The sequence below is a fragment of the Ahrensia kielensis DSM 5890 genome, assembly GCF_000374465.1.
Lineage (GTDB): Bacteria > Pseudomonadota > Alphaproteobacteria > Rhizobiales > Rhizobiaceae > Ahrensia > Ahrensia kielensis.
On record NZ_KB894528.1, the window covers coordinates 834,416 to 846,931 of the forward strand.

At 47.2% G+C, this 12,516-nt stretch carries 13 protein-coding genes; 8 read left to right on the top strand and 5 right to left on the bottom strand.

Annotated features, from left to right (window positions below):
- Positions 1-6: 6 nt before the first annotated feature.
- The gene (locus C504_RS0104230; RefSeq protein ID WP_018688058.1) at positions 7-654 is read right to left on the bottom strand and encodes a cupin domain-containing protein; all 648 of its coding nucleotides are present in this window, start codon (positions 652-654) and stop codon (positions 7-9) included.
- 246 nt (positions 655-900) lie between these two features.
- Between C504_RS0104230 and C504_RS0104235 the strand changes: the two genes are divergently transcribed.
- From C504_RS0104235 to C504_RS0104250, 4 genes are all read left to right on the top strand, one after another.
- On the top strand, positions 901-1,935 hold the full coding sequence (locus tag C504_RS0104235) for a cysteine synthase A (protein ID WP_018688059.1): 1,035 nt from the start codon (positions 901-903) through the stop codon (positions 1,933-1,935).
- Positions 1,936-2,067: 132 nt separating this feature from the next.
- Positions 2,068-2,913, top strand: a complete 846-nt coding sequence (sseA, locus tag C504_RS0104240; RefSeq protein ID WP_018688060.1) for a 3-mercaptopyruvate sulfurtransferase — start codon at positions 2,068-2,070, stop codon at positions 2,911-2,913.
- 1 nt (position 2,914) lies between these two features.
- Positions 2,915-3,517, top strand: a complete 603-nt coding sequence (locus C504_RS0104245; protein WP_018688061.1) for a GNAT family N-acetyltransferase — start codon at positions 2,915-2,917, stop codon at positions 3,515-3,517.
- 67 nt (positions 3,518-3,584) lie between these two features.
- Positions 3,585-4,154, top strand: a complete 570-nt coding sequence (locus C504_RS0104250; RefSeq protein WP_018688062.1) for an OmpA family protein — start codon at positions 3,585-3,587, stop codon at positions 4,152-4,154.
- Between the two features lie 60 nt (positions 4,155-4,214).
- Here C504_RS0104250 and ald read toward each other — a convergent pair whose 3' ends face one another.
- Positions 4,215-5,333: an alanine dehydrogenase gene (gene ald, locus C504_RS0104255; protein ID WP_018688063.1), complete on the bottom strand. Its 1,119-nt coding sequence runs from the start codon at positions 5,331-5,333 to the stop codon at positions 4,215-4,217.
- Positions 5,334-5,475: 142 nt separating this feature from the next.
- On the opposite strand from ald, the gene C504_RS0104260 reads away from it, so the two are divergent.
- Complete coding sequence (locus tag C504_RS0104260) at positions 5,476-5,958, top strand: Lrp/AsnC family transcriptional regulator (RefSeq protein ID WP_026317207.1); 483 nt, start codon at positions 5,476-5,478, stop codon at positions 5,956-5,958.
- Between the two features lie 3 nt (positions 5,959-5,961).
- Here C504_RS0104260 and C504_RS17200 read toward each other — a convergent pair whose 3' ends face one another.
- Entirely contained in the window at positions 5,962-6,762 is an 801-nt protein-coding gene (locus C504_RS17200; protein ID WP_018688065.1) for a MipA/OmpV family protein, read from the bottom strand.
- 99 nt (positions 6,763-6,861) lie between these two features.
- Entirely contained in the window at positions 6,862-7,176 is a 315-nt protein-coding gene (locus C504_RS0104270) for an HlyU family transcriptional regulator (protein WP_018688066.1), read from the bottom strand.
- Positions 7,177-7,325: 149 nt separating this feature from the next.
- Between C504_RS0104270 and C504_RS0104275 the strand changes: the two genes are divergently transcribed.
- Together C504_RS0104275 and C504_RS17205 are read left to right on the top strand one after the other, a co-directional pair.
- Positions 7,326-8,345: an alpha/beta hydrolase gene (locus C504_RS0104275; protein ID WP_018688067.1), complete on the top strand. Its 1,020-nt coding sequence runs from the start codon at positions 7,326-7,328 to the stop codon at positions 8,343-8,345.
- 165 nt (positions 8,346-8,510) lie between these two features.
- Positions 8,511-9,662, top strand: a complete 1,152-nt coding sequence (locus tag C504_RS17205) for an AI-2E family transporter (protein ID WP_018688068.1) — start codon at positions 8,511-8,513, stop codon at positions 9,660-9,662.
- Between the two features lie 6 nt (positions 9,663-9,668).
- Here the strand turns inward: C504_RS17205 and ilvA are convergent, their stop codons facing one another.
- Positions 9,669-10,922 carry a threonine ammonia-lyase IlvA gene (gene ilvA, locus C504_RS0104285; RefSeq protein WP_018688069.1) on the bottom strand — a complete coding sequence of 418 codons (1,254 nt, stop codon included), beginning with the start codon at positions 10,920-10,922 and terminating at the stop codon, positions 9,669-9,671.
- Positions 10,923-11,063: 141 nt separating this feature from the next.
- Here ilvA and C504_RS0104290 point away from each other — a divergent pair, with 141 nt between their 5' ends.
- Entirely contained in the window at positions 11,064-12,515 is a 1,452-nt protein-coding gene (locus C504_RS0104290) for a TrkH family potassium uptake protein (RefSeq protein ID WP_018688070.1), read from the top strand.
- Position 12,516: the final 1 nt, after the last annotated feature.

Consider the following 12,516-nt stretch of genomic DNA (forward strand, 5'->3'; position numbering starts at 1 on the left):
CGACGTTTAATAAGCGCCTAGAATGTCGCCTATGCGCTGCTTTAATGATCCGCTCAGGCGCTGCGGCCCGTCCGTAACAGCAAAGCCAATACACGGCGCACTCATATCTGCCGTAGGCCGATGCTCAACATTCTCGTCAGCAATCGAAATATCGCCACGTCCAAATGCACCGCGCTCATCCGTAAATGCACCTTGCAAAACAAGCGAAAGCTCTTTGCCCTCATGCGTGTGCATGGGCACTGTTCTACCTGGGCGTATCCAAAACATGGACACATCACAGCCATCCACATTGCCCAAATCAAATTCCTTGAAACCCGGCAGCTTGGTTTTCCAAGGAATATCAGTAACGCTGCGTCCAACAAACCCAACCAGTGCAGCCGGCATAACATCGCAATGCACAGGCGCTTTCATTTCAGTACGCATTTTATCATCGCTATTAAATATGCGGTCCAGCGTTTCATCGCGTTTCAAAATCGGTACAGGCGACAATTCTTCAAGCTCAGCGCCAGCTGCACGCTCCAAGCCTGCAACAAAAGCGTGATGTTGATTGGATAATTGCAGCTGTGATGCCATCATAACTTGCAAGGGCAAAGGCAGGCTCCCTGCAACATAAGCGGAAAGCAGCGCGTCCAAATTGTCAAAGTCTATCGTCATGCTCGTCCCGTCTTCATATGAACGTGTCAATCTTATCAGCCTGTCGTGACTCGTTCACTTACTTCTTAAGCCACTTTGTTATTACGCACCGCAATCAAAATCGGATCAGTTTTGAGGCTAAATTTCTAATATCCATGCGCCAAAGCAAATATTTATCATCTTCAGTTGTTTATCTAACCAATTCTGACTTGCCCGAACGCACGCACAACCCTAATTTGCAGGTCAAAACAATAAAAGGATTGCGCTATGCACAGCTCCGTCATCGACCTCATTGGTAACACGCCCCTTGTACGCCTAAAACGCGCATCGGAGGAAACCGGTTGCGATATTTATGGCAAATGCGAATTTCTGAATCCTGGCCAGTCCGTCAAAGACCGCGCAGCTTTATTTATTATTCGAGATGCAGAAAAAAAAGGGCAACTTAAACCGGGCGGCGTTATCGTTGAAGGCACGGCAGGCAATACAGGCATTGGTATGACCTTGGTGGCCAAGGCGCTTGGATACCGCACAGTGATCGTTATTCCTGAAACGCAGAGCCAAGAGAAAAAAGATGCATTGCGTTTGATGGGCGCAGAATTGGTCGAAGTGCCAGCTAAGCCCTACAAAAATCCAAATAACTACATCAAGGTTTCAGCGCGATTAGCCGAAGCGCTTGCCAAAACAGAACCAAACGGCGCGATCTGGGCCAATCAGTTTGATAATGTTATCAACCGCCAAGCCCATATTGAAACCACAGGGCCTGAAATTTTGCGCGACTTAGATGGCAAAATTGATGGCTTTATCTGCGCTTGTGGATCAGGCGGCACTTTGGTTGGAACTGCGGAAGCACTACGCGCTGGAAATCCTGACGTAAAAATTGGCCTTGTCGATCCAATGGGCGCTGCCCTTTATGCCTACTACACGCAAGGCGAGCTCAAATCTGAAGGCGGTTCAGTCTCAGAAGGTATTGGCCAAGGCCGTATCACCAAAAATCTGGAAGGCTTCAAACCTGATTTCGCATATCAAGCAGAGGACAAAGAAGGATTAGAGATTATCTTTAACCTTGCGCAAGAAGAAGGCATGGTCATGGGCCTTTCAACTGGCATCAACATTGCTGGCGCAAAGAAACTGGCGAAAGATTTAGGACCGGGAAAAACTATCGTCACCATGCTGTGTGATTATGGCAATCGCTACCAGTCCAAGATTTACAATCCTGAATTTCTGCGCTCGAAAGACTTACCCGTACCAGAATGGATGGAAGCAAAAGTGGATATCGCCGTGCCCTATGAGGATGATGTTTAAGGCTTAAAATCCAAGCAAACATTTGCAGCAGCATTGTTTTGCTGCAATATTCAAAAAAGCCAAATGCGGAATAACAAACGTTTCCAGCGTTACATTTTCCAAATGTTACATACTCAATGCGAGATTGCTTTCATGACACAAAGTCCGTTCATTGTATCGGCCGATTGGCTTGAAGAACATTTAGATGACGAAGACATCGCCATCATTGATGGCGCTTGGTATCTGCCTGCCCAAAATCGGGATGCGCGCACAGAATATGACGAAGCCCATATACAAGGTGCGGTCTTTTTTGACCATGAACGCGTTGTTGATGCCGATAGTGGACTGCCGCATACACTGCCCTCGCCTGCGAAATTTTCCCAACTCGCAGGACAAATGGGCCTGACACGACAAAAGACAATCATTGTTTATGATGGTCCCGGCATTTTCACAGCACCACGCGTTTGGTGGATGCTGCGCCATTTTGGTGCTGAAAATGTATTCGTTTTGGATGGCGGCATTGATAATTGGAAAGCAGAGCAACGCCCCGTTACGAACGAAAAATCGACCCCGCAGCCAACAATTTTTGACTGCCAAACAAGCGCAGATAATGTGGTCACATTCACTGAAATGAATGAGATTGTCCAAAATGTTAGCTGCCAGATAGCTGATGCCCGCGGCAAAGGTCGCTTCGAGGGCAGCGAAGCAGAACCACGCGCTGGAATGCGCTCAGGGCATATGCCAGCGGCAATAAATGTTCCGTTTAATAATCTTTCAGACAAAGGCTATTTAAAGCACACCGAAGAGCTTCGAAAAACATTGATCGAAGCTGGCCTTGATTTATCCAAACCTGTGGTCACAACATGCGGGTCTGGTGTCACCGCAGCCGTGATCAATCTGGCCTTAGCATCCGTCAATGCAGCAAGTTCGCGACTCTATGATGGATCATGGGCTGAATGGGGTAGCAAGCCAGACACAGCGATTGTTACTGGAGATTAATATGAATTGGTTTGGTCCGGGCGTTAAGCTCGAAAAAAACATGAAAACATTAGAGACAACAGTAACATATCTTGAAATGTTTGAGCGGCCTGAAACACATGCTCAGCGCCCATCAAACATCAATGCAGCACTGCTTGTTACCAAAGACATGCCACTCCATTTTTATCGCTACTTATATTTTAATGTAGGCATTCATTGGAGCTGGGAAGCGCGCTTAAGACTCAAAGATGAGAAACTTGCCGAAGCAATTCACAATCCCAATATTGAAATAACAGTGCTTTATTTAGATGGCGCGCCAGCTGGCTTCTATGAAGTAAATCGAACAGCAACTGACACCAATGACTTGGCCTATTTTGGCATGATGCCCCACGGTGCAGGCAAAGGTTTGGGCCGTTGGTTTTTGTCAAATGCAATTGATGCTTGCTGGGTCGGAAATCCAAGCCGTGTTACTGTCAACACATGCACACTTGATCATCCGGCAGCCTTGCCACTGTACCAAAAATTAGGCTTCAAACCCTACCGTCAATCAAAAGGCCATGTGCGTCCTTTGAGCGGCAGCGAATGTGCTAATCTGGCGGCACACAGCGGCATAACCAGCGGTTAAATCCGTTCAGCTCCAATTCATATTGATTTTGCGATATCTGAATAAAGCAAAATTAAGGAGCTCTAAAATGGAACGTCAAAAAGTAATTACCCGCCGTGCCGCCCTAGCAGCTTTGGTTGGAGCAGCCAGTCTTGTAACATCTGTTGCGCATGCACAATCCACCCCATCTGCACAATCCATTGAGCGCAGCCTATCAGCACCAACCAAAGGGCTTGCTCCTGCAAAACGAGTTTCGCCGCGCATCTTTAAGCAACGTCCAGAACTGCGCCGTATCGCGCCGTCGATCAACATTCAGTCTATTAACTTCGCCTTTGGTTCAGACCGCATTCCTCAGGACCAATATTGGAAAGTTGAGCGTATTGCCGTCGCGATGAATAGAATTTTGCAACGCAATCCACGCGAAGTCTTCCTTATCGAAGGCCACACTGATGCAGTCGGCAGCAACACCTCAAATCTTGCGCTTTCCGAGCGCCGCGCCCGCTCTTTAGCACGGCAACTTACCCGCTTTGGCGTTTCGCCTAGAGCGATGGAAACGATAGGTTATGGCGAAGAAGATCTGTTGGTTCAAACCCAAAGAGAAGATTGGCGCAACCGCCGTGTTGCACTGCGCCGAATTACAGATTTCATAACACGCTAAATAAAAACGCCGGATCATGAAGATGATCCGGCGTTTCAATAAGTCACAACAACTGGGGAGTTAAGCGACTTTTAAAACAGATTCGGGCGTTGTCATTTCATAACCAAGCGCTTCGGCAACCGCAGCATTGGTGATTTTGCCTTTGTGAACATTCAAACCATTACGCAAATGATGGTTTTCCAAAATCGCGTTTAAGCCTTTATCGGCAAGCATAACGCCATATTGCAGCGTCGCATTGTTGAGCGCATGTGCTGAAGTAACCGAAACAGCGCCGGGCATATTGGCGACGCAATAATGAATAACACCGTCAACGACATATGTTGGTTCAGAGTGGGTTGTTGCTTTTGATGTTTCAAAACAACCGCCTTGGTCGATCGCAACATCACAAAGCACAGAACCCGTCTTCATACCGGACAGCATTTCGCGCGTTACAAGCTTAGGTGCAGCAGCACCAGGGATGAGTACCGCACCGATAACAGCGTCAGCAGCAAAAACTTCCTGCTCAAGCGCATCGATTGAAGAATAGCGTGTTTTCACACGGCCGTTAAAAATATCATCAAGCTGGCGCAAGCGCGGCAATGAACGATCAAGAATAGTCACATCAGCGCCAAGGCCAACGGCCATTTTAGCAGCATGAATACCAACAACACCGCCGCCAATGACAACAACTTTGCCAGGCAGAACACCCGGCACACCACCAAGCAAAACACCGCTACCGCCATTTGCTTTTTGCAAAGCGGTTGCAGATGCTTGTATCGACAAACGACCCGCTACCTCTGACATTGGCGCAAGCAATGGCAAGCCGCCGCGATCATCCGTTACTGTTTCATAGGCAATTGCGGTACAACCGCTGTCGATCAAACCTTTTGTCTGTTCTGGGTCTGGAGCAAGGTGAAGGTACGTGTAAAGAAGCTGGTCTTCACGAAGCATTGCCCATTCGGCAGGCTGTGGCTCTTTTACTTTCACAATCATATCTGATTGTTCAAAAACTTCCTTGGCTGTGCCAACAATTTTCGCGCCTGCCGCTTTATAAGCGTCATCACCAGCACCAATGCCTGCACCAGCATTTGTTTCCATAATAACATCATGTCCGTGCGCCACATATTCGCGAACAGAACTAGGCGTCAGTCCAACACGGTATTCGTGGTTCTTGATTTCCTTCGGGCAACCAACGCGCATAATATTCTCCTCTAATATGTATTATTGTTAAGTACTTTACAAAAAAAACGCACGCAATGTCCTTGCGAAATTGGGTTTGCAAACATGAAATTATTGCTGTTTATTGCAAGAAGAACATACAAAACAAAAGATATTTGCGTTTATGAAGCTTGATACGATTGATTACGCGATTTTAGAAGCGTTACAAAAAGATGGACGACTTGCCAATGCGAACCTTGCCGAGAAGGTAGGTCTGTCTGCTTCGGCCTGTTCAAGACGGCTTGATGCACTGGAGAAAAACGGCGTCATTCGCGGCTATTATGCACGCGTGTCTAACAAAGAACTTGGCCATGACATGACGGCGATTGTGAACATATCACTTTCAGGTCAGTTTCAAAAAACACTTAGCGAATTTGAAACGGCAGTAAAACGCTGCCCCAATATCGTTGTCTGTTATCTAATGAGCGGCGAATATGATTACACCTTGCGGGTCGTTGCTAAAGACCTTGCGGACTACGAGCGCATCCATAGGGACTGGCTCACAGCCCTTCCCCATGTTGCAAAAATCAACTCAAGCTTCGCCCTTCGCGAAGTTATTGATCGGCCCAATGTTGGCATTGATGCTGGGCTAGCGAAAAAATGCTAAAATTTAGAATTGGTAGATGAAGCCAAGACCACCGGAAAATTGATCATTCGTTACAGATATAGGGCTGTCAGCCGCATCACCGATTAATTTCGAATAACCAACATTGGCACGCAAATTCAATTGCTCGCTCGCCTGATAGCTGGCGGCGGCCTTAACATCTATATTTTTGAAACCGGCACCGGCGTTAAACACGGACAGTCCAGATTCAGCATTTTGAGCTGAACTCACACCAAACATATTGTCCATATAGTCGTCTGAAGCATAGGTCGCCCCAGTATAAAGACTTAATGTCAAACTATCGGTAACAGCCGTTTCATAGCCTGCTCCAAAGCGCGCAAGAAAACCACTATCATCAAGACCTGTGAACTGCTTTGAGGCAGCTGCATCTACTGAGAATCCATCGACAGTATAAGCTGCAAAAGCACCAGCCACAACGCCGCCATCCACATCGCCAAGCCCGTTCAAATCAGTTGAAAGACTTTCTTTTCGACCGAAATTGTAGCCCACAACGGGTCCCAGATCGAAACCACCTTTGCGAAAGGCAGCATAACGTACATCATCAATGCCGCGAAATGTAAGTCGCGAACGCTCACCATTACCGTCGCCAAAGGTCGGATAGGCAATAGGGAACGCGCTAACACGGTATTTATTAGAGCCTTCATACACAGGAGCAACTGAAACAAATCCCCCTGCAGCTAGGCTGACATTGGAAAACAAGTTAGATTCCTGCGCCGCAGAAGGACTGACACCAACAAAAGAAGCTGCACATGAACCAACGATTGCAGTGACTGTCGCTTTATTCATAATATTTCTGATCTCATTGGAGGTAAGTATTGATAAAGTATAAGTATCAAATCTTAAGAAACAACGACTACGCTAAAAATAATAAATAAATATTCATAATCACACCGGCTGACTGTCATCCCCCTGCCAAAGACTTGGGCCGTTTTGATCAATAATCATCTTTGCCTTGTTTACACTGGCAGCAATCGCTTCATCCTGATTTTGCACAAGATCCGCACGTATGAATTTCCGTGATGCGCTCACTCCATCAATGTTTTTAGTAATCATGCCCGCGACACGCCATTGACCACTACTATCTTTAATTGGATTGGCCCTGATTTCTACATCCTTGTAAACTTCATTTGGCTGCAGATCAGCAGGATTGGAGGTTTTATCCTCTCCACCACCAAATAAGCGTTTCAAAAATCCGGCCATAACACCTCACTCAATTTAAAATTTTAAACTAACGATAAGATGAGGGCATTGTGGTTAAATCGCAAGTATTAGGTGACTTTAGTTCAAAATTTATCCAATTGCTTTCGCAAGTTCCAGCATTTAGTTATAGCGAAAACAGGAAGTATTTAATGAATCAAATACCAGCAGCCCAACCATCGAAGCCTAAAAAACGCGGAAAATTAAAGATGGTATTCTATTTTATACTGCTCATTGCGATTGCGCTGGCGGCACTGTTTATTTTTGGTCCGCGCGCGACATTCGATGACAATATTCGTTTCGATGCAGCTTCATTAGATGGTGATCTGGATGCTTATCTTGCCAAATCAGAAAGCGCTAATCCTGATGTGCTTCCCCAAGCTATAAAAGAGATTGTTTGGGCATACCCGACATCCAAGGCCAAAACGCCAATTTCTCTGGTTTATATTCATGGGTTTTCAGCATCAAAAGGCGAAATTCGCCCTGTACCTGATCTTGCTGCTGCCGCGCTTAAGGCTAATTTATATTATACCCGCCTTGAAGGACATGGCGCAGGCGGCCCCGCAATGGGAACAGCTACCGCTCAAGACTGGTTGGATGATACGGCCGAAGCAATCGAAATCGGCGCACGAATTGGCGAAAAAGTGGTTGTTATCGGCACATCAACAGGTGCCACACTTGCAGCGGTTGCAGCGCTTGAACCATCTCTTAAAGACAAAGTGGCTGCATTTATCCTTATATCGCCGAACTTCAAAGTTAAGGCTGCAGGCAGCGAGCTATTGACCTTTCCATACGCGGAAAAGTGGCTTCCTTTAATCATAGGAAAAGAGCGAAGCTTTGAGCCGGTCAATGATGACCATGAAAAATATTGGACATCGACATATCCAACCAAAGCTATTTTGCCGATGGGCGCCCTCGTCGCTTATGCCAAAACTTTGCGCTATGAAAAAATCACACAGCCTGCACTGTTTATATATTCAAACGAAGACAAAGTGATTGATCATCATCTGACCAGTCAAGTCATGGATAGATGGGGCGGTCAAACCAGCCTTCATGCGGTGACCGGTGCCGATGATCCATATAAACACGTAATTGCTGGAAATGCTTTGTCGCCCAACAAAACCCAAGAGGTGGCAGACATTATCGTCAATTGGGTAACAACGCTGCACTAGTGGTTATTTAGGGCTACCGTAGGTTTTTGATAATATACGCATGTACCAAAGCCCTAAAATTATCCCAAAGGCTTACGCAAAATTGTCGCAAGTTAGTCTATATATTGATCAACATGCCGATTATCGCGCAACGCTAAAAATAGACGCGATGGAGAAAGAAACATAATGAACGCCCCGCTTGAGCCTCAGCTCCCACACGAACGCAATGAGCGGTTTCGCAACACCGTATATGGTGTCGCGATGACTTTGATGATCGGCTGGGTTCTCAGCATAGGGCAGAGTGTTTTCATCCCGATCATCGCCAGCATTATTCTGGCCTATATTATTATCGCACTTGCCGAATTGCTAAACTATTTAGCAATTGGCGGGAGATCTGCGCCAGCTTGGGTCCGTTATCTCATATCCATATTGGTCATTGTTGCGGTCGTGTCAGCATTCGTGTTTTTGATCATATCGAACATCAACCAATTGATTGCTGTCGCACCGACATATCAGGCAAAACTCCTAACCTTCATTCAGGATATTGCCCGCACCATTGGTGAAGAATTTGAAGTCGAAACTGAGCCAACTTGGCAGACGATCCGCCGCGATGTTTTGGGCGATATCAGCTTACAAAGCCTCATCACTTCGACCATTACATCAATATCTGTACTCGCAGGATCGGTGTTCGTTGTACTGGTTTATACAGGTTTTGCGCTTGCCGAACGTGTGACCTTTACAAGGAAACTTGCCAAGTTAACCGATGACCCTATCGCCGCTGCACGTATTGCGGACATTATCGCCATCATCAACGAGCGTATCGGCAATTATTTAGCGGCAAAAACCCTCGTCAATCTCATATTGGGTTTGATGAGCTATGTTGTGATGGCTTTTGTCGGGTTGGATTTTGCTGCGTTTTGGGGCGTGTTAATCGCACTGCTGAACTACATCCCTTATGTGGGATCATTTTTAGGCGTTGCATTTCCAGTTGCCATCGCCATCGTCCAATTTGGCGATCCTACTTGGATTATCGGTGTCGCCGGAGCGCTCATAACTTGCCAAGTGCTTGTTGGTAGTTTTCTAGAACCAAATTTAATGGGCCGCACACTCAATTTAAGCCCCTTTGTTATTCTGGTGGCATTGACCACATGGGGAACATTATGGGGCATCGCGGGCGCATTGCTATCAGTGCCGATCACAGCGATTCTCGTTATCATTCTTTCAGAATTTGAAGGCACAAGGCCGTTCGCTGTGTTGCTCTCGCGCGCGGGGAAAATTCCGCCTCGCCGGCAACGTGCAGGAGATACCCCCATCACCGACGATCACGAACATGTTTGACGAAGTTTAGATCAGCAGGCCTGCAACCAGCTGATTATCAGTAATATCCTGCCAGACAATGCCGCTATCGGTCATACGCGCCATTAGTCCTGCAAAATTACCGGCATTCTTGGTTTCGATACCAATGAGAATAGAACCGAAGTTCCGCGCAGATTTCTTCAAATATTCAAAGCGCGCAATATCATCGTCTGGGCCGAGCAGGTTTAGGAAATCACGCAGAGCGCCGGGGCGCTGCGGCAAACGCAATACGAAATATTTCTTAACGCCGCTATGGCGCAATGCGCGTTCTTTGACTTCGGCCAAGCGCTCAAAATCAAAATTACCGCCCGATGCAATGCACAGCACATTTTTGTCTTTGATTGCATGGGGCTGAACGTCTTTAAGTGCATCAACGGACAGCGCTCCGGCTGGCTCAAGCACGATGCCTTCAACATTGAGCATTTCGATCATTGTCAAACATAGGCGATCTTCAGGCACGAGATTGACATTATCAGGTGAAAACCGTTTCAGAATTTCAAACGGATATTCCCCCATCAGAGCAACTGATGCGCCATCCACAAAATTATCGACATGACCAACATCAACACGTTCGCCCTTTGCCAAACTGCGTTTTAGGCTCGGCGCTCCCAGCGGTTCGACGAACATAAACTCCGGCGCAAGCTTCATATCGGAAAAGTAGCGCGCTAAGCCCGACGATAGACCGCCGCCGCCCACAGCAACATGTATCCGGTCAATCGATTGGCCATCAGCCATTTGCGACAGCACTTCATGCGCGACCGTTGCTTGGCCTTCAATAATGTCAGGGTGATCGAAAGGCGACACCATCATGGCATTATTATCTTGGGCATATTCATTGGCAGCCGCGTAGCACTGATCAAAAATATCGCCAATCAATCGGATCTCGATTGCTGAACCGCCAAACGCGCGCGTTTTATCAATCTTTTGCTGCGGCGTTGTTACAGGCATAAAAATAACGCCCTTCTTGCCAAAATACTGACACACATAGGCAAAGCCTTGCGCATGGTTGCCAGCCGAAGCACAAACGAAACTCGCAGGGTTGGATGTCGCCAAACATTTGCGGAAAAAGTTGAAAGCACCGCGAATCTTATAGGATCGCACAGGCGACAAATCTTCGCGCTTGAGCAAAATATTTGCATCATAGCGCTGGCTTAAAAATACATTCTCCTGCAGCGGCGTTTGTGCGAATAAATCACGCATCGCATCTGCGGCAGTGGCAACATTGTCTAAAAATTCACTCATAACGGACTTTCGTAACGCAGATTTTGCAATTTCCTATGCATTAGCTCACCGCTCGGTGTATAGGCGCTTTCTTAACAATGCCAGTTCTGTAATAAGCTAAAAAGCACAATTGAGACGAAACTGCGGGAGCAAAGCGCTCATATGAATAGTTCGACGCTGCGAAACGCACTGCATATCAGTGCGATATTTGCCTTCTATTTAGCAACGATGATGCTGATCCCCGGCTTGGTCGATCTCTATTACAACAATGCTGACTGGAAAGTTTTTGCAGCTTCCGCTGCTGGCATTGGCGGCATATCGGCGCTTATTGCCATTGCCACACGCTCTGGCCCACCTGTGGTTTCAACACGGTTTACCTTTCTTGTCGTCAATTTGCTTTGGATCACCTTTTGCATCTGTGCAGCGGTGCCGTTTTATCTATCCACGCTAAACATCTCTCTCGCCGATGCGGTTTTTGAAGCTGTATCGGGTGCGACATCCACCGGCTCAACGGTTCTAACGGGCCTTGATACAATGCCGCCCGGCATTTTGCTTTGGCGTTCCATTTTGCAATGGGTCGGCGGATTGGGTGTGATTGTGCTTGGTCTTTTCATCCTTCCGTTCTTGAAAATCGGCGGCTCGTCCTTTTTCAAAATCGAATCGTCAGACCGCTATGACCGTCCCTTCGCGCGGTTTTCTACCTATGCAACATCTGTTGTTTTAATTTACACCGCCCTCACCATACTGTGCGCCATTCTATTTGCTTATTTTGGTATGAGTGGGTTTGATGCAATCAACCACGCTATGACGACATTATCGACAGGCGGCATGTCGACCCATGATCAATCCTTTGGAATTTTCAACGACCAGCTCCATTGGATAGCTGTTATATTTATGATCATTGGCGCGGTTCCCTTCACCATAATTCTCGTTATGGCATTGCGCGGCCGGTTTGATGCTTTTCGCGACAATCAGGTGATGTTCTTCCTCACCTACACGATGGTTTTCATAATTATCTTGACAATTCAGCTAGAACGCACAGGTGTTATGGACGGCAGCGAAGCCTTTGCTCATGCCACGTTTAATCTGGTTTCCATCATTACGACGACAGGCTTTACTAACGAAGATTATACTTTGTGGGGACCGTTTGCGACAGGTGTATTTCTTATCGCCACCTTCATGGGCGGCTGTTCAGGGTCAACATCAGGCGGCATCAAGGCATCGCGCTGGATTGTGCTTTTCGGCGTTATCAACCGCGCTTTGGAAAAGTTCATCTATCCGAATGCGGTGCGTCCCGTGCGCAGCGGCGCAATGCCGATCCCTGAACAAGTTCAATTTGTGACGCTCATGTATTTTTGCACCTTCGGCTTGCTGGTTGGCATCGGTACGCTTCTTGTGGCTCTTACCGGCGCAGACCTTGTTACCTCGTTCTCCGCTGCCATTACCTCAATTTCAAACGTTGGGCCGGGCTTGGGTGAGATTGTAGGCCCAGCTGGCACATTCGGGCCTCTGGCCGATAGCGCCAAATGGGTTTTATCATTTGGCATGCTGCTTGGCCGACTAGAACTCTTCACGGTATTGGTTCTGCTAAGCCCGGCATTTTGGCGAGACTAAT